Annotated in this window: 28 protein-coding genes and 1 riboswitch; of the genes, 5 read left to right on the forward strand and 23 right to left on the reverse strand. The window is 26.8% G+C overall.

All coding sequences use genetic code 11. The features are described from left to right. Positions 1 to 15: 15 nt before the first annotated feature. The 9 genes from ABCP60_RS11095 to recQ form a co-directional block, all read right to left on the reverse strand. Positions 16 to 525, reverse strand: a complete 510-nt coding sequence (locus tag ABCP60_RS11095; RefSeq protein ID WP_343101770.1) for a MogA/MoaB family molybdenum cofactor biosynthesis protein — start codon at positions 523 to 525, stop codon at positions 16 to 18. A gap of 20 nt (positions 526 to 545) precedes the next feature. Then, positions 546 to 1,346 (reverse strand): XdhC/CoxI family protein, encoded by an 801-nt coding sequence (locus ABCP60_RS11100; protein WP_343101771.1) that lies wholly within the window; start codon positions 1,344 to 1,346, stop codon positions 546 to 548. Positions 1,347 to 1,372: 26 nt separating this feature from the next. After that, entirely contained in the window at positions 1,373 to 2,173 is an 801-nt protein-coding gene (yqeB, locus tag ABCP60_RS11105) for a selenium-dependent molybdenum cofactor biosynthesis protein YqeB (protein WP_343101772.1), read from the reverse strand. A 184-nt stretch (positions 2,174 to 2,357) separates the two neighbouring features. Then, a complete protein-coding gene (locus ABCP60_RS11110) occupies positions 2,358 to 2,510 on the reverse strand; it encodes a hypothetical protein (RefSeq protein WP_343101773.1) in 153 nt (50 codons plus the stop codon). Then, positions 2,503 to 2,820 (reverse strand): heavy metal-binding domain-containing protein, encoded by a 318-nt coding sequence (locus ABCP60_RS11115; RefSeq protein ID WP_092925002.1) that lies wholly within the window; start codon positions 2,818 to 2,820, stop codon positions 2,503 to 2,505. Before ABCP60_RS11115 ends, ABCP60_RS11110 begins: the two co-directional genes overlap by 8 nt. A 131-nt stretch (positions 2,821 to 2,951) precedes the next feature. Continuing rightward, entirely contained in the window at positions 2,952 to 3,446 is a 495-nt protein-coding gene (locus ABCP60_RS11120; RefSeq protein WP_092925000.1) for a threonine/serine exporter family protein, read from the reverse strand. 1 nt (position 3,447) lies between these two features. Further along, a complete protein-coding gene (locus tag ABCP60_RS11125) occupies positions 3,448 to 4,209 on the reverse strand; it encodes a threonine/serine exporter family protein (RefSeq protein ID WP_343101774.1) in 762 nt (253 codons plus the stop codon). A gap of 212 nt (positions 4,210 to 4,421) precedes the next feature. Continuing rightward, a complete protein-coding gene (locus tag ABCP60_RS11130) occupies positions 4,422 to 5,270 on the reverse strand; it encodes a DegV family protein (protein ID WP_343101775.1) in 849 nt (282 codons plus the stop codon). Between the two features lie 228 nt (positions 5,271 to 5,498). Then, positions 5,499 to 7,958 (reverse strand): DNA helicase RecQ, encoded by a 2,460-nt coding sequence (gene recQ, locus ABCP60_RS11135; protein ID WP_092924994.1) that lies wholly within the window; start codon positions 7,956 to 7,958, stop codon positions 5,499 to 5,501. 255 nt (positions 7,959 to 8,213) lie between these two features. Here recQ and ABCP60_RS11140 point away from each other — a divergent pair, with 255 nt between their 5' ends. Beyond that, positions 8,214 to 8,618 carry a hypothetical protein gene (locus ABCP60_RS11140; RefSeq protein WP_243240001.1) on the forward strand — a complete coding sequence of 135 codons (405 nt, stop codon included), beginning with the start codon at positions 8,214 to 8,216 and terminating at the stop codon, positions 8,616 to 8,618. Positions 8,619 to 8,683: 65 nt separating this feature from the next. Here ABCP60_RS11140 and ABCP60_RS11145 read toward each other — a convergent pair whose 3' ends face one another. The 7 genes from ABCP60_RS11145 to ABCP60_RS11175 all read right to left on the reverse strand — a co-directional run bounded on the left by ABCP60_RS11145 (position 8,684) and on the right by ABCP60_RS11175 (position 14,895). Next, positions 8,684 to 10,114: an alanine/glycine:cation symporter family protein gene (locus ABCP60_RS11145; RefSeq protein ID WP_092924990.1), complete on the reverse strand. Its 1,431-nt coding sequence runs from the start codon at positions 10,112 to 10,114 to the stop codon at positions 8,684 to 8,686. A gap of 448 nt (positions 10,115 to 10,562) precedes the next feature. Then, entirely contained in the window at positions 10,563 to 11,456 is an 894-nt protein-coding gene (locus ABCP60_RS11150; RefSeq protein ID WP_343101776.1) for an NAD(P)/FAD-dependent oxidoreductase, read from the reverse strand. Positions 11,457 to 11,473: 17 nt separating this feature from the next. Continuing rightward, positions 11,474 to 11,788, reverse strand: coding sequence for a thioredoxin (trxA, locus tag ABCP60_RS11155; protein WP_092924986.1), 315 nt, complete (start codon positions 11,786 to 11,788; stop codon positions 11,474 to 11,476). Positions 11,789 to 11,908: 120 nt separating this feature from the next. Further along, on the reverse strand, positions 11,909 to 13,129 hold the full coding sequence (locus ABCP60_RS11160) for a HAMP domain-containing sensor histidine kinase (protein WP_166506271.1): 1,221 nt from the start codon (positions 13,127 to 13,129) through the stop codon (positions 11,909 to 11,911). After that, on the reverse strand, positions 13,119 to 13,790 hold the full coding sequence (locus ABCP60_RS11165; RefSeq protein ID WP_092924982.1) for a response regulator transcription factor: 672 nt from the start codon (positions 13,788 to 13,790) through the stop codon (positions 13,119 to 13,121). Before ABCP60_RS11165 ends, ABCP60_RS11160 begins: the two co-directional genes overlap by 11 nt. 261 nt (positions 13,791 to 14,051) lie before the next feature. After that, positions 14,052 to 14,231 (reverse strand): hypothetical protein, encoded by a 180-nt coding sequence (locus ABCP60_RS11170; protein ID WP_092924980.1) that lies wholly within the window; start codon positions 14,229 to 14,231, stop codon positions 14,052 to 14,054. Positions 14,232 to 14,325: 94 nt separating this feature from the next. After that, a complete protein-coding gene (locus ABCP60_RS11175; protein ID WP_343101777.1) occupies positions 14,326 to 14,895 on the reverse strand; it encodes a DNA-binding protein in 570 nt (189 codons plus the stop codon). A 402-nt stretch (positions 14,896 to 15,297) separates the two neighbouring features. Here ABCP60_RS11175 and ABCP60_RS11180 point away from each other — a divergent pair, with 402 nt between their 5' ends. Further along, positions 15,298 to 16,347: a PTS sugar transporter subunit IIC gene (locus ABCP60_RS11180; protein WP_330383720.1), complete on the forward strand. Its 1,050-nt coding sequence runs from the start codon at positions 15,298 to 15,300 to the stop codon at positions 16,345 to 16,347. Between the two features lie 50 nt (positions 16,348 to 16,397). Here ABCP60_RS11180 and ABCP60_RS11185 read toward each other — a convergent pair whose 3' ends face one another. Beyond that, complete coding sequence (locus tag ABCP60_RS11185) at positions 16,398 to 17,588, reverse strand: pentapeptide repeat-containing protein (protein WP_343101778.1); 1,191 nt, start codon at positions 17,586 to 17,588, stop codon at positions 16,398 to 16,400. 131 nt (positions 17,589 to 17,719) lie between these two features. Continuing rightward, positions 17,720 to 19,459 carry a Na+/H+ antiporter NhaC family protein gene (locus tag ABCP60_RS11190; RefSeq protein WP_343101779.1) on the reverse strand — a complete coding sequence of 580 codons (1,740 nt, stop codon included), beginning with the start codon at positions 19,457 to 19,459 and terminating at the stop codon, positions 17,720 to 17,722. A gap of 290 nt (positions 19,460 to 19,749) precedes the next feature. Continuing rightward, positions 19,750 to 19,925, reverse strand: a riboswitch (Lysine riboswitch). Positions 19,926 to 20,112: 187 nt separating this feature from the next. Between ABCP60_RS11190 and ABCP60_RS11195 the strand changes: the two genes are divergently transcribed. Together ABCP60_RS11195 and ABCP60_RS11200 are read left to right on the forward strand one after the other, a co-directional pair. Then, the gene (locus ABCP60_RS11195; protein WP_092924972.1) at positions 20,113 to 20,805 is read left to right on the forward strand and encodes a superoxide dismutase; all 693 of its coding nucleotides are present in this window, start codon (positions 20,113 to 20,115) and stop codon (positions 20,803 to 20,805) included. Positions 20,806 to 20,952: 147 nt separating this feature from the next. After that, positions 20,953 to 21,489, forward strand: a complete 537-nt coding sequence (locus tag ABCP60_RS11200; protein WP_092924970.1) for a metal-dependent hydrolase — start codon at positions 20,953 to 20,955, stop codon at positions 21,487 to 21,489. 37 nt (positions 21,490 to 21,526) lie between these two features. Here the strand turns inward: ABCP60_RS11200 and ABCP60_RS11205 are convergent, their stop codons facing one another. The 5 genes from ABCP60_RS11205 to ABCP60_RS11225 all read right to left on the reverse strand — a co-directional run bounded on the left by ABCP60_RS11205 (position 21,527) and on the right by ABCP60_RS11225 (position 25,322). Continuing rightward, complete coding sequence (locus ABCP60_RS11205; RefSeq protein ID WP_092924968.1) at positions 21,527 to 22,120, reverse strand: VTT domain-containing protein; 594 nt, start codon at positions 22,118 to 22,120, stop codon at positions 21,527 to 21,529. A gap of 182 nt (positions 22,121 to 22,302) precedes the next feature. Further along, the gene (locus tag ABCP60_RS11210; RefSeq protein ID WP_343101780.1) at positions 22,303 to 23,187 is read right to left on the reverse strand and encodes a mechanosensitive ion channel domain-containing protein; all 885 of its coding nucleotides are present in this window, start codon (positions 23,185 to 23,187) and stop codon (positions 22,303 to 22,305) included. Between the two features lie 253 nt (positions 23,188 to 23,440). Continuing rightward, on the reverse strand, positions 23,441 to 23,989 hold the full coding sequence (locus ABCP60_RS11215; protein WP_092924966.1) for an NADH peroxidase: 549 nt from the start codon (positions 23,987 to 23,989) through the stop codon (positions 23,441 to 23,443). Positions 23,990 to 24,075: 86 nt separating this feature from the next. Next, a complete protein-coding gene (locus tag ABCP60_RS11220; protein ID WP_092924964.1) occupies positions 24,076 to 24,687 on the reverse strand; it encodes a DedA family protein in 612 nt (203 codons plus the stop codon). Between the two features lie 86 nt (positions 24,688 to 24,773). Then, positions 24,774 to 25,322, reverse strand: a complete 549-nt coding sequence (locus tag ABCP60_RS11225) for an NADH peroxidase (protein ID WP_092924962.1) — start codon at positions 25,320 to 25,322, stop codon at positions 24,774 to 24,776. Positions 25,323 to 25,559: 237 nt separating this feature from the next. Between ABCP60_RS11225 and ugpC the strand changes: the two genes are divergently transcribed. Next, complete coding sequence (ugpC, locus tag ABCP60_RS11230) at positions 25,560 to 26,687, forward strand: sn-glycerol-3-phosphate ABC transporter ATP-binding protein UgpC (protein WP_195237439.1); 1,128 nt, start codon at positions 25,560 to 25,562, stop codon at positions 26,685 to 26,687. Positions 26,688 to 26,743: the final 56 nt, after the last annotated feature.

Below are 26,743 nucleotides of genomic sequence, written 5' to 3' on the forward strand. Positions count from 1 at the left end.
ATTTTATATAACTAATTATATACTATTTTTAGTTGTAGTGGCACATTCTGTTGCCTCACCTTTTAATATTTCTATTCCATGGGGTAATACATCTAATACAAATCCTAAATTTTCTATTGCACCTTTAGGGCTTCCTGGTAAGTTAATTATAATAGAATTGTTTCTTATACCACTTACTCCTCTACTAAGTATCGCTTTTTTAGTTATTTCACTAGATTTTAATCTCATATATTCACTTATACCTGGAATTTCCCTTTCTAAAACTTCTTTTGTAGCTTCTGGCGTTGTGTCTCTTTTAGAAAAACCAGTTCCCCCATTAGTAAGCACTAAATCTGCTATATTATTATCACAAATATTTATAAGCTCTTCTTTTAACATATCCTTATCATCTTTTAGCAGATTATAATGTACTACTTTGTATTCATTACTTTCTTCTATATACTCTTTTAGCTTTTTTCCCGTTATATCTTCTCTTTTTCCTATATATCCTTTATCACTAAGTGTTACTATAGCTACTTTAAACATATTTACCTCCCAATTTTATATTATTTAGTATGTTTTCTATGTGATAATTCCCCTTTGTTTTTTACTAGTAATAATTCAGCCATTATACCAAAGGCTATTTCTGAAACATCATTTGACGATATATTAAGACCTACAGGTGCATATACATTATCTAATAATTCTTTTTCTACACCTTCTTTTAAAAGTTCTTCTTTTAAGGTATTCCATTTTTTCTTACTTCCTATCATGCCTATATAAGAAGGATTTTTCTTTATTATTTCTCTTAATGCCTCTAAATCTTTTTCATATCCTCTGGTTGCAATTATTACGTATGTGTTTTCATCTATATTTATATCATTTAATATATTATCTATATTTCCAGCATATACTTCATCTGCACTTTCAAATCTTTCTTTGTTTGCAAATTCTACTCTGTCATCTACTATTATTTTATAAAAGTCTAATGTATTTGCAATTTTATATATATTATAACCTACATGTCCTCCTCCAACTATTAAAAGTCTTGGTCTTGGTTTAAATACTTTTATAAAACCACAAACCATTCCTCCACACTGCATAGGAGTATCTTTAGAATTTTCATCTAAAGCATGTTTAAAAGCTCTATCAAATCCACTATCTAATGCTTTTTCACATTCAGTTATTACTTCATGTTCTAATATTCCTCCACCTACAGTTCCTAGTATACTTTTATCATTAAAATACGCTAGTGTAGCACCTACTTTTCCTGGACTAGAACCTTTTACTTCAGTTATAGTTGCAAAAGCTACCCTATTTCCACATTTAACTTCTTTACTTACTCTGTCTAATATCATCTCATCCATAATTAATTCTCCTATCTAGCTTTTGACTATTTATTATAAAATCTTACAACTTCCTCTAAAACACTTCCAGCTATACATCTAGCTTTATCTGATATTGTATAACAATTATTAACTTCTTCAATTCTTGGATCTATATCTAGTATTTTTAATCCTTTTACTATATTAGACTTATTTCTTATAATTCCTCTTAAAACCCCATCTATATTTGCTTTTACATCAATTTTTTCATTTTCTTTATTTATTATATAAGCTAGTACCTCGTCTTTTTTTACTATACTTCCTATACTAGCTATATTTTCTATAATACCACTTTCTTTCGCATACCCGACTCTTTCTTTTCCTACACCATTTATAACTCCTGGGGTAGCAGTATTTTTTAGAGCATATCCACTATTTATGATTTTTCCTAAATTATGACCTCTCATAGTCTCAATTACTATATCTACATCTTTACCCGCACAAAATCCTGGGCCTAATGCAATAGTAAGTTTAGCCATATCTTTATTTGTCCCTAAATTTTTTTTAGCTAAAATACAATCTATTACTATATCTGGTTTTAAATACTTTATATACTCTCCTTTTTCATCAACAACTAAAGCTACATTATTATCTTTTATAGTCTTTTTTATCTCATCTATACTATTACAAAGCTTTGCACAAACACCTTCAACACTAAATTCTCCTTCATAAACAGCCTCACTAAAACTTACATTTCTTCTTATTGCTAATGGTTTTTCAACTTCCAAACAAACCACATCAAACCCACATCTATTTAATCTATGTATTACTCCACTGGCTAAATCTCCTGCACCTCTTACTACTATCATATTTCGTCCAATCCTCCAAACATTTATCAATGTAAATTTTTTTATTAATAGTATTATACAATACATTTATATTTTTTTATATATTATAATTCGTAATTATTAAATATAATAATTTTTATTAAAAGCTTTAATTTTCATACAAAAAAGTATAGCCACACGTATTAGTATCGCTATACTTTCTAGTTTAATATTTATCATATTTATCAAAATCTTCATTTTTCTTTTCTTTTTTTCTTTCTATTATTTTAACTATAATAAGTACTATACTTCCAACTATAATAACAAGTGGTGTTCCTACAGCAAGTATTAAAGCTATTATGAGCCCTATATTACTCATCAATAACAACTCCAGTACCATATGCTAACATTTCGGCAGCTCCTTGCATAACTGCTGCTGATGTTAATCTAAATCCAATTATTGCATTAGCACCTTGTGCTTTAGCATCTTCTACCATTCTAGCTATTGCTATTTTTCTAGCTTCTGCTAACATCTCATCGTATCCTGTAAGTTCTCCACCAACTAATTGCTTAAAACTTGCACCTATATCTTTTCCTATATGCTTTGCTCTAATTGTACTTCCTTTTACTAATCCCTTAACTTCTATAATATTCTTACCTGGTATACATTCTGTAGTTAATATTAACATATATATCCTCCATCTTATTTTATACTAAAATATTTTCCTATTACTAATGAGTATATATTATTGCCTTATTTTATTCTATAAACTTTACTATTTTAATATAAAAAAATACCGATAAAAATTATCGGTATTCTTTAAACTATTTCTAAATTATTTTCTCCTGATTTTATACTAGAGTTATTTTTATTTTTAGTACTTTTTCCTATAAACTTTCCTAGCTTTATATTTCTAAATATAGTAGATACAAATATTATACCTAATGCTAATGCACCAGATATTGCTAATGTATTTACCCCATATTCTATAGCCTTCATATAATCTCCTACTATAAACTGATACATTGTATTATATACTCCATATCCTGGAACCAAAGGAATAAGGCAACATACACTTAATGTTGTAGCTGGTGTTTTATATATTCTTGCACATATTTCGCAGTATATACTAAAGCATATAGCAGATATAAAATATGATATTACATCTGATCCTATACAATGTAGAGAAAATTTGTATGAAAACCAAGCTATGCCTCCACCTATTCCTGCTACTATTAGTCGCTTTCCTTTTATATTAAATATAATTCCAAATCCTATTCCTATAAAAAAAGATGCTATTGATTCTATAATCATACTACATCCCTCCCATCTGAAGATACATACTTATTACAAATCCTGTGCCAACTGCAATAGATACACCTATTAATAAAGCTTCTGCGACCTTAGTAAGCCCTGATATTAATTCTCCTTGCATAATATCTCTTATAGAATTTGTAAGTGCAAGGCCTGGAACTAAAAGCATTATACTTCCAGCTATTATTTTATCTATCTCATGTATAAAACCAATATCATACATTAATACAGAAAATATAGCTACTACTCCTCCACATAAACTATTTATAAAAAATTCATTTAATGATGATTTTCTTAATTTGTTATATATATATTTTATTATGATACCAATTATAAAAGATCCTAAAATAGCATTAAAATTACCACCAAACAATAATGTAAACATAGCTGTTGATATACCTGAAAATAATAATACTATATTATCCTTATACATATCATCCTTACATATTTTTTCTAGTTCTAGTTCACATTCATCTATGCTTAACTTATCATGATATATCTTTCTCGAAAGAGAATTTATATTATGAACTCTATTTAAATTTACACCTCTTGAGTTAATCCTTTTAACTACTGAATATATCTTACCATTAAGAAATATAGAAACCATTACCGCTGTAGGTGTTGCAAATACTTCTACTTCATCTACATCAAAAGACTGACAGATCCTTGATATAGTTTCCTCTACTCTATACGTTTCTCCTCCACTTTGAAGCATAAGTCTTCCTGCATTGGATGAAAAATCTAAAATTCTATCAATGTTCATAATACACCCCCCTTAAATTCACACAGATTCCATTATAACATAATATTTATTTTTTATATTATGTTTTTGTATATTTATAATAATTAAAATTTTAGATAAATTTAGAATTTTTAAATGTAAATACTAAAGCAATATACGTTAATTTATGTTTTTAAATAAAAAAATAAACTATAAAAATTAAATTATATAACTTTTATAGTTTATCTTCATTATTATATATCACAACATGCAATTCCAAGCACTCCAGGTCCTGTATGTGCACATATGCAGCTTCCTATATTTACAACAACAATGTCTTTTACTTTTAGATTTTCACATAAATTATTTTTTAATATTTTTAAATCTCCTTCATTATCTCCATAACCAATTATTATAGTCTTATTAGTTAAATCTTCACCTTGTTGTTCTTTTATAATTTCTACTATATTGTTTATTACTTGTTTTTTACCTCTCGCTTGTGAAAAATGTTTAACTAATCCTTCATCTAAGCGAAGTATTGGCTTTATATTTAACATATTTCCTATTGTAGCCTTAGCTAAAGACATTCTACCACCCTTTTGCAAATACTCTAGCGTTTCTACTGTAAATAAAACAGATAAGTTACTTTTTAAATTTGTCAGATGTTTTATTATCTCTTCTATACTTTTGCCTTCTTTAGCTAACTTAGCTGCACTAAGTACTAAGCATGTACTTCCTATAGATAATGATAATGTATCAAATGTGTGTATATTTTTGTTTTCTATATCATTTTTAGCCATAACAGCACTTTGATATGTACCAGATGCGTTAGATGATCCTCCTATATACAAAATCTCTTCATATTTATCTATGTATTTTTCAAATGCATTTTTAAATGACATATACGTAACTTGAGATGTTTTTGGTAAACTTTCATTTTCCCTTAGCATTTTATAAAATTCATCTTCAGTTAGATCTACTCCATCTATATATTCTCTACCATTAAAAATTATGCTAAGTGGTACTACTTCTATATCATATTTATCAATAAATTCTTTAGGTATATCCGATAAGCTATCACATATTATTTTTATATTATTCATTTTTCCTCCAACTTTTTAACTCTTCTTTTATATCTAAGTTATTACTTTAAGTTTTAATACCAGGTATCAATATCTTAGCATAATAATATTTTTATTTCAATATTTTAAAGTTAATTTTTTACATATTTTAGATTATTTCCAAAATATTCATTAAGTTACATAAAATTTAATTTAACATAAAAAATAGCTTGATACTTTTTAGCATCAAGCTATTTTTTATTCAATATTTTATATATATTTTTCAAGTATTACAGCTCTGATATTTTCATACTTTATATAATCTGGTAGTGACTTTTTTATTACACTTATCTTATCTTCAGAAAACCTTTCACATGCATCTAATATCATTGCTTTATCTTTTTGTTCATACATACTCTCTAAATCTATATTAAAGTTTATGCAATTTCCTTCTTTTATATAATCATATATATATCCTAAAACTGTAGAAAGAGATGTTTCTATTTCTTCACATACATATTTTATATCATTCCCTTGATTCAATAAATCTAGGGCTATTTCATTATTTTTTCTATTTTCTCCATCTATTATAAGCTTAAGTCTTTTTTTATCTTCCCACTCTGGTCTTATATTTTTTTCATTTATATATGAATTTACTACATCTAATATACTTTCACCGTATCTATTTATTTTAACTGGACCCATACCACCTATATCTTTTAATTGTTCTTTAGTAGTTGGATACCTCCCACTTATTTCTTTTAAAGAATTTTTGCTAATTACCATATAAGGTATAGTCTTTTCCTTTTTTGCTATATCTTTTCTTAAATCATCTAAAATATTATATAGATCTTTATCTGTAGTAACTTCAAAATATTCATCTTTAATTTTTGTGTTGTCTTTTTTATTTGTATTATTATCTAATACTTTTTGTTTATCAATATTGTTTCTATTTATATATGATTCTATTACATCTTTAAATCTAGAACCATACTTTTCATACTTTACTTCGCCTATACCAGATACACTAAGCATTTCTTCTTTTGATGTAGCATAAATACTTGCCATACCTTTAAGAGTTGCATCTCCAAATACCATATATGGAGCTATAGATTCTTCTCTTGCTATATTACTTCTTAAGCTTACTAATTCTTCGTATAATTCATTTTCTACATACTTAGACTTACTTGCTTTAGCTTCTTTTAATTCAACTTTTATTTCCTTTTTTATAACTCTCATTGATTGTTCATTTAATTTTATAGTTGGAAATGTTCCTCTATGTCCTAAATTTTCTACTATATCTAAAAATCCATGTGATACTAATGTATTTATAAAGTTTTTTAAATCTTCACTAGAGTACTTTTTCATAAGACCATAAGTTGATAATTTATCAAATTCTAATTCTAATACTTTTTTATTTTTAGAACCCCTAAGAACATCGACTATCATGGTTATTCCATAGCTTCTTTTCATTCTAGCAATACAAGATATTACCATCATAGCATCTAGTGTCTTATCTACTACCTCTCCATCATTTAAACAGTTGCTACAGTTATTGCATTCATCTTCCATAGTTTCTCCAAAATAATCTAGTATACATTTTCTATAGCAATCACTAGTATATATTAAATCTACCATTTGCTGAAGTTTAGTATATTTAGCTATCTTTCTTTGAGGATTTTCTATGGACGCTTCCACTAAATATTTTTGCGTATGAACATCTTGTGGAGCAAATAATAATATACACTCACTTTCTTCGCCATCTCTTCCTGCTCTACCTATTTCTTGATAGTAGTTTTCTATACTTTGTGGCATATTATAATGAATTACCCATCTTATATTTGGTTTATCTATTCCCATACCAAAAGCATTTGTTGCTACCATTATCTTAATATCATCATTTATAAACTTTTCTTGATTTTCTTTTCTTGTTTCATTACTAAGACCTGCATGATATTTAGATACTAAATAACCTCTTTTTAAAAGTCCATCATGTATATTTTCTACTTCTTTTCTAGTTGATGCATATATTATCCCACATTCATTTTCATGATTTTTAACATAATCTAATAAGTATTTATTTTTAGCAGGGGATTTAATTATATTTATAGATAAATTTTCTCTATCAAACCCTGATATAAATACTTTTGGATTATTTAAATTAAGTACTTCTACTATATCTTTTCTAACTTCATCACTTGCTGTAGCTGTAAAAGCCGTTACTATTGGTCTATTTCTTAAGTTATTTATAAAATATGGTATTTTTTTATAACTTACTCTAAAATCATGTCCCCATTGTGATACACAGTGTGCCTCATCTATTGCAACTTGACATACAACTTTATCATATATTACTGTTAAAAAATCAGAACTATCTAACCTTTCTGGTGCTACATATAATATTTTGCATTTATCATTTTTTATATTGTTAAGTACTTTTTCATATTCACTATTTGAAAGAGAACTATTTATGTACTCAGCTTCTATTCCCATAACCTTTAGTGTATCTACTTGGTCTTTCATAAGTGATATAAGAGGAGATACAACTATAGTTATTCCCTCTAGTACCATGGCAGGTATTTGATAACATATGGATTTACCTCCTCCTGTTGGCATTATAGCAAGAACATCGTTATTATTAATTATAGAATTTATAATATCTTCTTGCCCTTTTCTAAAGTTTGTATATCCATAATACCTATTTAATATATCTAACGGTGTAATATTCATTTATAACCCTCCTAACTGCATAATATATCCTTTGGAGTATTTAGATCTTAATTAATTTTAATTCTATTAATTTACTTTATCTTACCACAAGATTTTAATTTTAACTATTTAGTAACTACAAAATTTATATATTTAATATCTATATATAATTTAACTTCATTATAGAAAAAGCTTATATTATGTATTTAAAATTTTCAATATTCATATTATTAAGTAGTAATAATATATTAAATTCTCTTAATACTGGAGGAATTTATGTTAAAAGAAACCGAATATCTTTCTAAAGAAAAATATAATCTACTAAAAAAATATAACCTTCAATTAAATGATGATTTATATTGGGAATCAAACCATAAGAAATACCCTAAAGTTAAATATTTTTCCAATAAGTTTGCTAAAAATCACTCAACTCTAGCTTTATTATTTTATATACACAAGTTATGTTATGCTAAAATAAAGTATTTTGAAAAAAATTTCAATAAATATATACCTTATAAATATGACTACAAAAAAGGATTTATAGAGTGTGAGCTATTTGATATGGAGTTTATGTTGCATATTCCTAGTAATGTAATTATTGATATTAGAAACTTACAAGAAATTAAAAATATAGATGAGTTTCATGATTTTTGTAGATACCTAGAAAGCTATGAATTATAATTAAAATTAATGATTTTAACTAAAAAAGTGCCTTTTAATTAAAAGGCACTTAAATTTATTCAATATTACATACTCTTTGTTTTTCTTATTTCAGTATTGTTCCAACACTGAACATTTTCAAGTCCTTTTATATTTGATGCATCAAATACTGGACTTTTAATTCCATTTTTCTTTTGATTAGTATAATCTTCAAGTGCTATAAAAGCATATTTTCCTAAAAGAGCTATTGCTATTAAGTTTATTATAGCCATAAGGGCCATAAATACATCTGCTAAATTCCAAACTACATCTACTTGAACTACTGAACCAAATAAAACCATACATACAACTAACACTCTAAATATATTTAAAACAGTTTTATTGCTATTCATAAACTCTATATTTGATTCTCCATAGTAATAGTTACCTACTATTGAACTAAAAGCAAATAAGAATATACATAAAGCTATAAATATATGTGCAAAACTTCCTATATGAGAAGATAGTGCTGCTTGAGTTAACTCTATTCCACTTAATCCACTAGTTGAGTATCCTGGATATAAAAGTACTATAAATGCTGTACATGTACAAATTAAGATAGTATCTGTAAATACTCCAAGTGTTTGTATTAATCCTTGTTTAACAGGATGTGATGTATCTGCAGTTGCTGCTGCATTTGGTGCACTACCCATACCAGCTTCATTTGAGAATAGTCCTCTTTTTACTCCAGTAAGTATTATTCCTGCTGTCGTACCTACTGACATTTCTCTAAAATTAAAGGCATTTTCAACTATAAGCTTAAGTACATTTGGTATTTCACCTATATTTATTACAACTACAAATAATGCTACTAATATATAAAGTCCTGCAAATATTGGAACTATTATCTCAGATACTTTAGCTATTCTATGAACTCCTCCAAATATAACTATTGCTGTAAGTATTGTAATTATTATCCCTATAGTTAATCTATCAATTCCAAATGCTGAATTAAATGCAAGTGAAACTGTATTAGCTTGAACAGCATTAAATACAAATCCAAAACATATAGTTATTAGAATAGAGAATAATATTCCCATCCATTTTTTGTTTAGCCCTTGTTCTATATAATAAGCAGGTCCACCTCTAAATCCATCTTTGTCTTTTATCTTAAATATCTGTGCTAATGTACTTTCAACAAAACTTGATGCAGAACCTATTAATGCTGTTATCCACATCCAAAATATAGCACCAGGTCCTCCAACTACAACAGCCATAGCAATCCCTGCAATGTTACCTGTTCCAACTCTAGATGAAGTACTTATACAAAATGCTTGAAACGACGATACCTGTCCTTCTTTTTTATTTTCCTTAGATGCACCTTCTCCTAAAAGCTTAAACATTTCTTTAAAATATCTAAATTGTACAAACTTAGTCTTAACACTAAAGTAAATTCCAAGTGTTACTAACATAGCTATTAATATATATGTCCATATAAAATCGTTAATGCTTAATATTAAGCTATTTAAATTTTCCAATTTCAATCCCTCCTAAATTAATTATAAATACTTTTATATAATTGCCCTTTTTAAAAATATTATTATATATTTCAAAAATTACTGGCTAATAAATATTTTTGAATTAATATTTCTTTTTTATTCATTATAACTATATTTTCAATACTTTTCAAGTCATTTTTTGCATAATTAATTTTTCCATTTGCAAATTTCTAATTTTACAATAAATTCAATTTAACTTAAACCATTGATTTTAGTTATTTTACTAACTTTTCTAAGTGTCTTTTAATTTTATTTTATTATGTTAATTTATTTTATAGGTAAGTTATTAATATAATTATTAACTTATCTCTTTATTAATATTAGCTTGTATCATATCTACATTTATTGTAAAAGTGTTTTTTATAACAGATGTATTGAAATATGGCATAAAAAAAGCACTTAGATTTTAATCTAAGTGCTTTTTTTATTAATTATTCTTTTTTTGTTCTATTTTTAATTTATCTAAATAAGCTACTGCATTTAATGCTGCTATTTGACCTTGACCAGCTGACTTTATATAAGAATATGGTTTACCAACACAGTCTCCTGCTGCAAAGCATCCATTTATACTTGTGTTCATATTAGTATCAACCTTAATATGTGGTCCTTCTGTCTCTATTCCTGGCACTAATGATTTAGGCGAAGCACTATCTTTTATTACAAATACTCCATCTACGTCTATTTCTTGTTGTTTTAATTCTACTTTATTTACTAAATTTTCTCCATGGATTTGAACAGGTCTATCATTTATAACTTCTATAGAACTATCTAAACCATCTGAAGATCTCATAAGACCTTCTCTTTTATACATAGGTATAAAGTAAGTCTTTGATGCTATTTCACTTAAGAAGTTAGCTTCTTCTTCAGACTCTTTATTATAACCTATTATAGCTACTTTTTTATCTCTATATAAAGGAGCATCACATGTTGCACAATACCCTACACCTTTACCTAGAAATTCTTCTTCACCTTTTATTGGCTTACCATACTCTACACCTGTTGCAAGTATAACTGTAGTAGCTTCAAACATTTCATCCCCTGACATTAAAGCAAAGTAATCTCCCATAGCATATACGTTATTTATTTTTTTATCTACTATTTCAATATCCATACTTTCTATATGTGCTTTAAATTTATCTCTTAAATCTTCTCCACTTATATCATAAAATCCTAGATAATTCTCTATTGATGGAGCTTTTACTAATTTATTACTTAAATTATCATTTCCAAATACTATTATATTTTTATTTCTTATTTTTGCATTTATTGCAGCAGAAAGTCCTGCTGGCCCACTTCCAATTATTGCCATATCATATCTCATATTAACCACCTATCATTTTATAAATGTGACTTAACTTTTGATTTAATTGCTTCTTTTGGCATAAATCCTACTAATGATTCTACTGGTTTTCCATCTTTAAATATCATCATTGTTGGTACAGTAGATATATTAAATTTTTGAGCTATTTCTAAGCTTTGATCTATATCAACTTTTATAAATTTTGCATCATCCATTTCATTTCCTAATGATTCAAATACTGGTGCTAACATTTTACAAGGTCCACACCAAGTTGCAAAGAAATCTACTACAACTACCCCTTTACTTTCTTCTACTTCCCCTTTAAATTGTGATGTTTTTATTATTTTAGCCATTTTCTTACCTCCTAAATACTCTCTTATCTATAATATGAATTATATTACAATATAGTTATTATTTGTAACATTAATTTATATTATTTATATACCCCCTATATATATCACTAAACAATTTGTTTATCTAGGGATTATTAGTTTAAAATATGTATACTCATTTTCTTTAGAATCTACAGTTATTGTTATACCAAGATTTATAGCAATCATTTTTGCAATAGATAATCCTATTCCTGAGCCATCTATATCTTTATGTCTTATACTATTGCTTCTAAAAAATCTGTCAAATATATAATCGATATCTTCTTTTTTTATACCCATTCCAGTATCTTTTATATATATTATAATATCGTTATTTTGTTCATAAGCACTTATTGATATACTATCCCCACTTTTTGTGTATTTAAAAGAGTTATCTATAAATATTAATAATAACTGTCTTAACTTATTTTTATCTGTAAATATTTTTTTATTCTTTAATTTAATATTAGTATGAAATTCTTTTTCTTGAATCTCTGCTATATCTGCATAATTTTTACTTATCTCATCTATCATTATATTTATATCTACATTTTCTTTTATAATATCATTAGTACTATCTTCTTTACTTAATGATAATAAATCACTTATCATCTTCTTTATTCTTCTTGTTTCTTTCATAGCATCAGCTATAGATTCAACTTCATCAGATATAGTACTATCTGGATGCTTTAATAAGCTTTCTAACTTTGAAGATACTATGGCTATTGGAGTTCTAAGCTCATGAGATGCATCCTGAACAAATTTAGCTTGATTATTCCAAGCAGTTTCTATTGGTATTAGTGCTTTTTTAGTTAAATAAAGTGCTACAAAATATGTTATTATTACAGCTACTAATACTCCTATTATAAATACAAATATAAGTTGTTTTAACGAGTTTCTTTCCGAATCTATATTTCTTATTATTTGTATTTTATATTTACCAATATCAATGTTTAATTCTCTAAAAGTATATCCATTTTCAGTGTACGTAAAGAAAGTATCATTCTTATTATTTTTAGGTCTTGGTAATAGTTCATTAAAATAGCCATTTTCTGTGTAATATCTTATTCTATTTCCCTCATAAACATAGACCATATTACTTGGGTCTTTTAACACTATTGGATAAAATATAGATCTATTATTAAGTTGCATAGTTATATTTTCTAATTCAGCTTTAAGATTTTTGTCTATATTGCTATATGTAAGTCCTTTAAAGTAAGAATATATAAATATAGAAAATATTATAAGAAATGCTACTACTACGGCTATATTTATTTTTATTAAACGATTTTTAGTTTTACTAAATACATTTTTATTTATCATCAAATATATATCCTACTTTTCTTTTAGTTTTTATATAGTTATCATATCCGTACTTGCTAAGCTTCTTTCTTAAATTGCTAACATAAACTTCAACTATTTCTATAGTAGCATCTGAATCTATTCCCCAAATTCTATCATATATTTGTTCCTTTAAAAGTATTGTTCCTTTATTTATTATAAAATACTCAAGTAAATTAAACTGCTTATTTTGAAGATTTAAATCTTCACCATTTATAGATGCAGTTTTATTATTTGTATCTAAATATAAATCTTTAAATACAATTTTATTATTAGATTTTATTTTTCCATTAGTCCTTAACATTGCATATACTCTTGCTACTAATTCTTCCATATAAAATGGCTTTGTTAGATAATCATTTGCTCCTATCTCAAATGCTGATACCTTATCGTTTAAACTTTCTTTAGCAGTTAAAATAAGTACTAATGTATCTATTCCGTTTTTTCTTATAGACTTTAATATATCTAATCCTGATATATCAGGTAACATTAAGTCTAGTATAATTAAATCATATATATTTTGTTTAATATTGTATATGGCTTCTTCTCCAAAACTACATGAATCTATTTCAAAATGATTTTTTAGTTCCTCCTCTAGACTTTCTAAAAGTTTAGAATTATCCTCAACAATTAAAACCTTCATACCAATCTCCTTAATTTTAATATAAGTTTATTACTATTAATTTCCTATATAATATAAATAATTATACAATACATATATATTTTTTTAAAACATTTACAGTCACCAAATAAAAAAACCTAATGTATAGCTTATAATATAAACTTAACAATAGGTTTTTCATCATTTTTAATCATAATTTTATTTTTCCTCATATTTAATGTATATAACTTTTACATCTTTAACACTGTCTAATATAGGAATGTCTATTTAAAGCCTTACTTATTAACTTTGAATATTATTTGAATTATAAGTATTTATTATGTTTACAAATTCATCAATAGAAACGACATTGTCTTTTACCATAAACTCATTGTAGTACCAATTTGCAAAATCAGGGTTAGCTAATGTTGAGTTTAATTTTTCAAAGTCTATCTCTTCTTTATTGTAATTATTTTCATTCATGTTTACCACCCCTTTTTATTTAACCTTATTATTAATCATATAAATACGATTTATTCACTTCAATCCCCTCTTTTTTATTTGTATACTTAACCCTTTATAGTAAATGTTTATTTTCCTTTAAAAAGTTTTTTAATGCTTGAGTTATTATTTCTTGTTTAGTAAAACTTGAATTACTACATAACCTTTCAAAATCTTCCCATATTTTTTTATCTACCCTTATGCTAGTTGATTTTAGTTCATCTATATTATTTTTTTCTATTACTATGTCTTTTTTAGAAGTTTTTGTCTTAGGCTTTATTGCCTTAACATCCCTAACTTGTAAGTACCAATCATATACTTCACATAACTTGTCCATATCCTCAGGTGTTAAATTTACTTTCTTATCTCTTTTAGGTTTTTGTGTTTTTCTTTTAGTATTATTTTTTTTTACATTTTCCTTTTTTTCTACTTTAGTGTTTTTAATTTCATTAAATTCTATTTGTTTTTTCTCTTCTTTTATGTCATCTTTTAATTCGTACTTTCCATTTGTTAATTTGTACCCTTTTTTATTTAAGTAACTTCTTAATGTTTGTGGTTTTATCTCCATCTTATCTGCTATATCTTGAAACTTTAAGTTTTTATTTTGTAGTTGCAAAAATATTTTTATTCTTTCGTTTGCTGTCATTTTTTTCTCCTTGTAATTTAGTTAATTTATACCTACATATTATCATAAGAGTTTTATTTAGACAAAATTATGTGTTATAGTTTATATTATATATTTTTATTGTATTTTAAAATAATAATTTATTTTTTTATTATATTTTATGTATTCAATACTTTTTAGAGGTAATATTTTCATTTTTTTAAATTCAATTAACATTTACTGTAAACTTTCTTACATATTTTAAAATAATAATACATTTTTCTTTTAATTTTAGCATTTTTTTAACAAAACTATTTACAATTGTCGAAATGTGCTTTATAATCAAAATTGTCTTAAGATTTCTTTAAGTAAATATGACGTTAAGGAAAACAATACCTTAAGCAAATAAAACATTACATTTATATACTTAGGAGGAAAATTAGCATGATGCAAATACTTACAAGTACAGCATTATTATTGGTTGTACTGGCATTATTCACATTATTTAGTTACAAGGCACCTCACGGAATGAAGGCAATGGGTGCATTAGCAAGTGCTGCTTGCGCAAGTTTCTTAGTTGAAGCATTCCACGCTTCGCTATTTGGACAACAATTTGGTATATCTTTCTTAGAGAAAGTTGGAGCTGCTAACGGTTCTTTAGGTGGTGTAGCTGCTGCTATATTAGTACCTTTAGCATTAGGTGTATCTCCAGTATACGCTGTATTAGTTGGTTTAACAGTTTCAGGATTTGGAATACTTCCAGGATTCGTTGCAGGATACTTAATATCATTCGTTGTTAAGTTCTTAGAAAAGAAAACTCCTGCTGGTCTTGATTTAATAGTTATAATATTAATTGCTGCTCCTTTAACAAGAGCAATAGCAGGATTTATGGATCCTATAGTTAATGATACATTAATGCAAATAGGACAAGCTTTAACAGCTGCCTCTACTACATCTCCAATATTAATGGGTATAATACTTGGTGGTTTAATAACAGTTGTTGCTACTGCTCCATTATCATCAATGGCTTTAACATCTATAATAGGATTAACAGGTCTTCCAATGGCAATAGGTGCATTAGCAGTATTTGGTTCTTCTTTCATGAACTTTGTATTCTTCTCAAAAATGAAATTTGGTTCAAAGAAAGATACAATAGCTGTTGCTATAGAGCCTTTAACTCAATCAGATATAATAACTGCTAATCCAATACCAGTATTTGTTACTAACTTCATAGGTGGAGCATTATCAGGTGTTGTAGTTGCATTAGTAAGTTCTTATGTTGCACCACTTGCAATAAGTGTTCCTGGTATGGCAACTCCTATAGCTGGTTTCGCTGTTGCAGTTGGTCAAAACGGAACTCCTGCTTTAATAGCTGCTGTTGGATGTATAGTAGTTAGTATAATAGGTGCTTTAATAGGACATACATTATTCAAAAATACAAAAATACTTACTGCTGATGAGATACGTGGAACAGAAGAATCTTCTGCAGCATAATATATAAAAAAAAGAACGTAGATAATTCTACGTTCTTTTTATATATATTACTATCTTACAACTTTTCTCGTTAGAGTTCCTATACCTACTCCCATCATAATGATTCCTACAAGCATTTCAATATTTGCTACCATGTATGCTACTTCTGTGGGCTTTGAATTGTTAAACCCAACAGCTCCAAACATACCTACACTTAAATTTATAACCTCATTAAAATCTTTAATAAACTGTTTTAGGTTCCATGTACCAATATTACTTAAACTATATTTTATAACCTGTCCATCTAACTCAATACCTACTGCTAAAAATATAAATGCAAATATTATCATTATTACTAAAGATGATAATACACAAAGCCAAGGTCTTTCTCCATACCCACATGCTAACCAATATATATACGAATTTATTTTAGGTAAAAATTTAACACATTTTCTTTGTGTACATTTCCCTATATAATAATATTCTCCAAAATTATTATTCAAGTTATTTTCCTTAAATTTTTCGGACAAAGTTTTATATGTCATATATATACCTTCATATTCATTTTTATCCTTAACTCTAGGTTCAATTTTATCAAAAAATGTTTTAGCATCAAATTTAGTTGTAAATTTATCATCAAACATTATATCTTGTATATATGTATTTGAAATTTTAAAGCCTGAAAGATCACAATCTATAATCTCAAACATATCAATTTCACTATTTATTATAATTGAAGATTTTAAATATGTTAATTCAAAACTTGTGTTACTAATCTTACATTTTTCGAAAATACAATATGATAAGTCACTATTTAAAAATTTTGCATATATATCACAATTATAGAAACTACACCCTATATTGTCTTTTTTATTTAAAGAAGGTCGTTTTTCACTTCCTTCTTTTATGAATATACAATTTTCAAATACAACTCCTCCACCGCTAAAATTGCAATCATTAAAAGTACAACCTATAAATGTGCAGTCTTTGAATTTAATATTTTTAAAATCACATTTTCTAAATTTAGCGCAAATTATATCTTGCTCTACTATTTCATAAAAATCTTGTTCGTCAAATATACCATCTTTGCCGATTAGTTTATCTTTTATTTTATTATAGCTATATTTTGAATTATTATCATAATCATTTAGTTCTATTTTTTTTGTAGTTGCATCTTTATAAAATATTTCGTTATTTTTTTTTCTATTTGATAATTGTTCATTCACTACGGCCTTTTCTTCTTCAAAATTTATATATCCCATAGAATAACTCCTTGCTTTTAGATGAAAAGAAAACGTAAAATATATTTTACGTTTTCTTTTTTTACAATTATTATTATCTTATTTTATAATTATTATTCTATATAATACAAACTCTATTATTTTTAATAAAACTAATCCATAGTATAAATAATATTATCAACTTCTTCATACGTTTTCTTACCTAATACATGTATACCTATAAATGTAGCTAATAAAGCTATTGGTAATACTATATAAACAGGTATACCAAGTCCTGCCGGTATATATCCAAATAATACTGTTATTACGGCTGTAAATAATGCATAAGGCATCTGTGTATTAACATGATCTATATGATTACATCCAGCTCCCATTGATGACATTATTGTAGTGTCAGATATTGGTGAGCAGTGATCTCCAAATATAGCGCCTGTTAGTACTGCACTAGTACTAACTACTATAAACGACATTTCTGGGTTTATAGAATGAGCTAGTGGTATTGCAAGAGGCATAAGTATTCCCATTGTTCCATAAGCTGTTCCTGTAGCAAATGATATTATGGCTCCAAGTATAAATACTACACTTGGTAATAAAAAATTTGGTAGTGTTCCAGATAATAATGTTACTAAGTATTTAGCTGTTCCTAGTTCTTTTATAACAGAACTTAATGACCATGCAAGTATTAATATAACCCCAGTCATAATAAGTCCCTTCATTCCATCTATCCAAGCATCTATAGCTTCAGAGATTGTAAGTATATTTTTACTAACTCCAAGAACTATGCCTACAATACTTGCAAATAAAGCTGACTGGAATAATGCAACCGAAGCATCTGCTCCACTAAACGCCTCTCTTATAGCATCAAATGAATATGGAGAATTAGTAAATAATTGTATTAGATTTTGGTTATCTGAGTTCATAGCTGCTGTGTATCCGCTATAATAAAAAGAAATTAACGCAGCTATTATTAATGTTCCTATAGGTATTATTGCATTCCATGAACTTAATTTTATACCTTCTTTTGGCTCTAAATCAGAATTATCATTACTAACATTGTTTGAATTGTTATTATTTTTATTAACACTTCGGGCTTTAATTTGAGCTTCTCTCATTGGTCCAAAATCCTTAGCTAGAACTGCTGATATAACTATAAATGCTAATATTAATATATTATAAAATCTATATGGTATGGTATTTAAAAATACTCCAAATACATCAGCTTCTACTCCTATACCGTTAAATGCATCATTTATAAGTCCAACTTCAAGACCTATCCATGTAGATATTATAGCAAGCCCAGCTATAGGTGCAGCTGTAGCATCTATTATAAACGCTAGTTTTTCTCTTGATAGTTTCATTTTGTCTGCTACTGGTCTAACTATAGGACCAACTATTAATGAATTTGCATAATCATCAAAGAATACTAATAATCCTAAAAACCATGCTATAAGTTGAGTCCCTCTAGCGGTCTTTGATCTTTTGGCTAGGCTCTCTGCTATAGCTTTTGCACCACCCATTCTAGCTACTAGGCTTATAACCCCACCTATAGCTAAAACTTGAAGTATTATACCTGCATTCCATGGATCTGCTAATGAATTTAATGCCCTATTTACTATATCTAAAAATGCATTAACAAAAGCAACTATAACATTTCCAGATGACATGTTTATTATAAAGCTTCCTGAAAATATACCTACAAATAACGATATTACTACATTCTTAGTTATAAATGCTAAAACTATAGCAACTAATGGTGGTATTAAAGTTATCATCTTAAGTCTTTCTGAATTTATAGTTGATATATCATCCCCCCCTGCAAATACTAATGGCATAGACATCATAAAAATTATAATAGTCATTAATAATACCCTAAAATTTCTCTTGCTTCTCATAAAACTTCCCCCTTAAAATTGTTTAGTCTCTAGTGAATATAAGGGTATAAAAAATTCGCTTCGCTCATGTCGTCAACGACTTCGTCCGTTGCTCAAAATGTCTTTTTTACGCTCTGCAAACTGATTGGTATTACTCAACTTCAATAATTATCCACATTCTTTAAAGTATCATATTTTCCTAAAGCGTAAAAAAGTCTTGAGTATACACTCAAGACTTATAAATTTTTACATAAAGTTATACATTAACTTTTTAGACACAGCAATATAACTATACCTATGTATAAATTTTTCTCAAATGTAGCTCTTCACAAAATAAATTGTGACAGTGATACATATATTTTATGTACCCCCAGGCATATAACCTTAAAGCATCAGCTATACCCTTCGGCAATAGTTCCTTTCCTAATGATTCTACGCGCTTAACTCCTCATTAGTACTTTTAAATATTGCGACCTCTACCCTTTTTATTTTATTCACTTTTATTATTAATAGTATATATACCTTTATTTTTATTTTCAAGTATAAAAGATTTTTTTTATATCATTTATAAATAATATATAATAATTTTGTTATTTATATTTAAATTTATAAATTATTATACCTTTTGTAAATTTTTTTATAAATAGTAAACATACTAATTATGAGGTGATTTTATGAAAAAATTTTTATTTATAACTTTATTATTAACTATATTTTTTAATCCACAAAATATTTTCTCTTTATCTCCAATATATACCCCCAAAGAACCTATGCCTCTACCTTATTCTTATGATTCTCTTGAACCTTATATAGACAAAGAGACTATGATCTTACATTATGATAAACATTATAAATCTTACTTAGATAAATTAAATAATGCCATAAAAGGATACCCTGACCTTTATGCTTGTAGTATTTCTGATTTATTAACTTGTCTAGATTGTTTGCCTAGTGAAATAGCTAAAACTATAAAAGATAATGGTGGAGGAGTATATAATCATGAATTTTTCTTTGAAATAATGTCTCCTAATAGGAAAAAATTACATGGAAAATTAAAAAGTGCCATAAACAGAGACTTTAAATCTTTTGATAATTTTAAAAATGAATTTAATAAAGCTTCACTAAGTGTATTTGGATCTGGATGGGCATGGCTTGTATCTGATGACTCTGGAAATCTATCGATTATAACTACTCAAAATCAAAATACTCCTATTACATTAAACTTAAAACCTATAATTGGAATCGATGTATGGGAACATGCTTACTATCTAAAGTATCAAAATAAAAGGGCCGAATATATAAATAATTGGTTTAATATTATAAATTGGAGTAAAGCGGAAGAAAACTATATTCAAAATCTAAAATAAAAATTTATAATAATTTGTAGATTTTAAGTATATTCAATCCTTTTAAAATTATATTTTAAAAATAGTTTTTGAAAATATTTACAATTTACTATATAATTAATACAAATATAATTATCAATAATATTATACTATCACCTAGGAGGTTTAATGGTAAAAGAAACTCATACTAAGGGAGGCTATATATTTGCACTTTTAGCGCTCCCTTATTTATATAAAACATTTTTAAATAATTATAGTGTATTTTATAAAGCTATTTTGCTTTTAATATACACATATTTTGCATATATAGGTTCATTATATCCTGATATCGATATGAGAGGTTCTTATATAAGTAAAAGATATCCTATTATATATAAATATTTTGGTTCTAGATTTAGGCATAGGAGCTTTACACATAGTCTAATTTTTATATCTTTACTTGCTTATGGTTTCAATTTTTTAATAAAATCTACAGATAGTAATATAGTATTTATATGTGTATCTTGCGGCTTTTTAGTAGGATATGTATCTCATCTAGTTTTAGATCTGCTAACTAAGGAAGGTATAGAGATTTTTTACCCTATAACCATTAATTTTTCATTCCTTCCTATAAAAACTAATTCTAAGACAGAAAAGTTAATATGCAAAGCTTTAAACTTTATAGTTATATTTTTACTAGGATATAGATTTTATATATTACTTTAATAACCCACCTAATATTAGATGGGTTATTTTATATATTCTATACATTTTCAGTTTCATTATCTTTTTCATGATTCTCTAAACTTTTCTTAACTTTATTACCTATAGTCCATGATAAAAATACTAATAAACAAAATACTAATATTTTAACAGGACTGTTTATAAAACCTTTTATGTCACTCATTGGATAACTTATAAATAAAAACATTATAAACTTTCCTGATAGCATTGCAGGTATAAAACATTTAGGATCCACTTTACAAAATGCAGATGCTATTGTTACTAAAAAACTTGGTACAAAGGGACAAGAATAAGCAAAAAATAGTAACTTAAATCCTTTTTTGTCCATCCATTTTATTGCTTTATTTACTTTTTTATTTCTAAATTTATTAAATAACTTATTATCGTTAAATCTACTAATAATTAAAAATAGCAATGCAGTACCTAAACCAGATCCTATCCAAGATAGTACAAGACCTCCAAATAGCCCAAGTAAAAGTGCATTAGCTCCTACTATAGCCATAAGAGGAAGTATAGGTAAAAAGCTTTCAATAAAGCTTGCTAGTAATCCTATTATCATGGTTAAAATCCAATAGTTTTGTGCAAAATGATTTAATTCTTGAATATATTCCATAATCTATTTCTCCTTATGTCTATTATATATTATAGTATACACTATTTTCACTTAAATTCACCATATTTTGACTAAAACTTCATATAACAATTGCTGCCATTTAACCTTTAAATAGCTCCTTCTAATATATTAATTAAAATAAATAAAAGCTAATACAGATAAACTTCCGTATTAGCTTTTATTTATAGACCTAAACCTTCCTTTTTCACATGTAAATCCATTTGTGGATAAGGTATGCTTATATTTTCTTCATCAAATCTTAATTTGACCTTCTCTAATAGGCTAAAATGTATATCCCAATAATGTTCCGATTTACACCATACTTTAACTATAAAGTCAACAGAACTTGGACTATGAGCACTAACACCTATAAATGGTTTAGGATTATCTAAAACAAACTCTTGTTTTTTTACGATATCCGTTAATACTTCCTTAACATGGAGTATATTATTTTCATATCCTACACTAAATGTTAAATCAACTCTTCTTTCTTCCTTTGCTGAATAGTTTATTAAACTACCATTTGACAATGTTCCATTTGGTATTAATATTAACTTATTGTCTATAGTTGTCAATTTAGTATAGAATAACCCTATTTCTTCAACTGTACCTTCATAAACTCCAGTTTGTATATAATCCCCTACTTTAAATGGTCTAAGTAATAATATTATAAAACCACCTGCAAAGTTAGATAAACTGCCTTGAAGGGCTAAACCTATGGCAACCCCACCAGAAGCTACAATCGCTGCAAGACCTGTCAATTTAACATCCCAATAGCCAAGAATTCCTATAAATAATATAACTTTTAACACACCTGCTGTTAATGACTGTATGAATCTTCTTAATGTTATATCAACATCTCTTTTTTCTAAAAATACTCCAAATTGTTTTACTACCTTTTTTATAATCTTTAATCCTATAGATATAACTATAAGACCTATTATAAGCTTTATTCCATATTCAGTAACCCATCCTATAAATTTTTCAATAAGTGTATCAAGTGGCATTTTACTCATTTGTTGTACCTTACTCGACACTTCTTTTGCTATTGCATCTGGATTTGTCATTTATAACCACCTCTTTTAAAACTTTCGACTTTTTACTCATACATATTACCTTATTTTTTGCAATATGTCTATATAATACAATTATTTCAAAAATATAACTATTTAAAATTATAGGTCCTTTTAATTAGCTATTGTAACTTTAACTCACATATTACCTAACTACAATATTTATCCACATTTTTAAAATATCATAATTTCCTTAAGCGTAAAAAAAGGTTGCCTAAATTTAGACAACCTTTAAATATATTATAATTTATTTAGCATCAAAATGTCTTTGTAATAAACCTAAGAATGCTTTACCATGTCTTGCTTCATCTTTACACATTTCATGTACTGTATCATGTATAGCATCAAGTCCTAATTCTTTAGCTCTCTTAGCTATTTTTAATTTTCCTTCTGTTGCTCCGTACTCTGCATCTACTCTTGCTTTTAAGTTAGCTTTTGTATCAGCTACAACAACTTCTCCTAATAATTCTGCAAATTTAGCAGCATGTTCTGCTTCTTCAAATGCTATTCTCTTATAAGCTTCTGCAACTTCTGGATATCCTTCTCTATCAGCTTGTCTACTCATTGCTAAATACATTCCTACTTCTGTACATTCTCCAACAAAGTTTGCTCTAAGTCCTTCTAATATTTCTTCGTCTATACCTTTAGCAACCCCTATTCTATGCTCGTCAGCCCAAACCATTTCACCTTTCATTTCTTCAAACTTATCAGCTCCAACTCCACATACTGGACATTTCTCTGGTGCAGTTTCTCCTTCATGTATATATCCACATACTGTACAAACAAATTTTTTCATAATTTTATTCCTCCAAATTTATATAAATTTTATTTACTTTCTTTTAACATACTATATATATACCTCATATACATTGTTTTAAACATTTATTTGCATATTTTTTTATTTTTTAATCTATATTTTATAAATCCATATACTATAGTTATTATTAATAATAAAATAACCATTATATATGAGTATTTAGTAACTAAAGACATTACAAATTTTAAGTTATCTCCTAAAACATAACCTATACTTATTAATGAAGTATTCCAAATCCCTATTCCTATAGCAGAACACATCATAAATGTAAATATATTCATTTTTATAGACCCTGCTATTATTGACACAAATGTCCTAGCATAAGGTATTACTCTAGTTAAAATTACTGATAATTTATCATGCTTTTTTAACCAAATATAAGATGAGTTTATAATTGATTTGGTCTTTGGATACTTTTCACCTATAGTATCTATTAAAGGCTTTCCAAATTTAAATCCTAGAAAATAATTTAGCAAGGAACCTATAACCCCACCTAAAGTAGATACTACTATTACATTTACAAATCCAAAGTTATATTTATATGCAAACATACCTGCAATTGGAAGTACTACTTCACTAGGAAGAGGTACATTAGCATACTCTAGTGCTACTATTATAAATATACTTATAAGTCCATAATTCATCATAAAATGTTCTATTATATTTTTTAATTCCAATAATTTCACCTCTTTATATTTATATAGTAACAGTGATTAATATATAAAAAGACTACCTGTATAAGGCAGCCTTTATATTCTATATATTACTTAGCATCAAAATGTCTTTCTAATAAACCTAAGAATGCTTTACCATGTCTTGCTTCATCTTTACACATTTCATGTACTGTATCATGTATAGCATCAAGTCCTAATTCTTTAGCTCTCTTAGCTATTTTTAATTTTCCTTCTGTTGCTCCATACTCTGCATCTACTCTTGCTTTTAAGTTAGCTTTTGTATCAGCTACAACAACTTCTCCTAATAATTCTGCAAATTTAGCAGCATGTTCTGCTTCTTCAAATGCTATTCTCTTATAAGCTTCTGCAACTTCTGGATATCCTTCTCTATCAGCTTGTCTGCTCATTGCTAAATACATTCCTACTTCTGTGCATTCTCCAACAAAGTTTGCTCTAAGTCCTTCTAATATTTCTTCATCTATACCTTTAGCAACCCCTATTCTATGCTCGTCAGCCCAAACCATTTCACCTTTCATTTCTTCAAACTTATCAGCTCCAACTCCACATACTGGACATTTCTCTGGTGCAGTTTCTCCTTCATGTATATATCCACATACTGTACAAACAAATTTTTTCATAATTTTATTCCTCCAAATTTATATAAATTTTATTTAGTTTCTTTTTAACATACTATATATATACCTTTTGTTTTTTTATTTAAACATGTTATTTAAAATTTTTATGTTTTTTATACAATCTGTATATTTTATCTAAATAGTTTTAGTTATTTTTTACATTACTAAGAAAACATTTTTTTGATATTATTAAAATATAAAATGAAATTAAAATATAGTTGTTAAAAGGGGGAAATGGTAATGGCTAAGGTAATTTTAAAAAATATATGTAAATCATATTCAAATGGATTTAATGCAGTAAAAAATGTAAATATAGATATACAAGATAAGGAATTTGTAGTACTAGTTGGACCATCTGGCTGTGGTAAGTCTACTACTCTAAGAATGATAGCAGGCCTTGAAGAAATAAGTGATGGTGAACTTTATATAGGAGAAAATTTAGTAAATGATGTAGATCCTAAAGACAGAGATATAGCTATGGTTTTTCAAAACTATGCACTTTATCCTCACTTGACAGTATACGAAAATATGGCATTTGCTCTTAAACTTAGAAAATTGCCTAAGGATGAAATAGATAAAAAGGTTAGGGATGCAGCTAAAATATTAGACTTAGATCAATTATTAGATAGAAAACCAAAAGCACTTTCAGGTGGTCAAAGGCAAAGAGTTGCACTAGGGCGTGCTATAGTTCGAAACCCAAAAGTATTCTTAATGGATGAACCTTTGTCAAACTTAGATGCAAAACTTAGAACATCAATGAGAACAGAAATAACTAAACTTCATAAGTCTTTAGGTACTACATTTATATATGTGACACATGACCAAGTTGAAGCTATGACTATGGCAGATAGAATAGTTGTTATGAAAGATGGTATAGTTCAACAAATAGATACTCCACAAGAAATATACGATAAACCAAACAATATGTTCGTTGCGGGATTTATAGGCGCTCCACAAATGAACTTTATAAATGTTATTCTAACTGAAGTAAATGGAGAAATACATGCAAAAGCTGATGGTTTTGATATAGCATTAAATAAAGGTGAATCATCTAGTTTAATAGAAAAAGGATATATAGGTAAGGAAGTTGTTCTAGGTATAAGACCTGAAGATATACATATGGAAGATATATTTGTCGAAAATAGCTTAGATAGTACTTTTGAAGCTACTATTGAACTTGGGGAACTTATGGGTGCTGAAATATATGCTTACTTAAAAACAGGTAATCAAAGTATAACTGCAAGATTTGATGGTAGGTATAGAGTTAAAATGGGAGATAAATTAAAACTTGCTATGGATAAACATAAAATACATATATTTGATAAAGAAACACAAGAAGCTATAAATAAATCTCTAGTTTATATATAAATATTTCTAAATTAATGATATATTTAAAGTAGGATGATTAATCATCTTACTTTTTT

The organism is Romboutsia sp. MSSM.1001216sp_RTP31141st1_G3_RTP31141_220114, assembly GCF_039031195.1.
Lineage (GTDB): Bacteria > Bacillota > Clostridia > Peptostreptococcales > Peptostreptococcaceae > Romboutsia_C > Romboutsia_C hominis.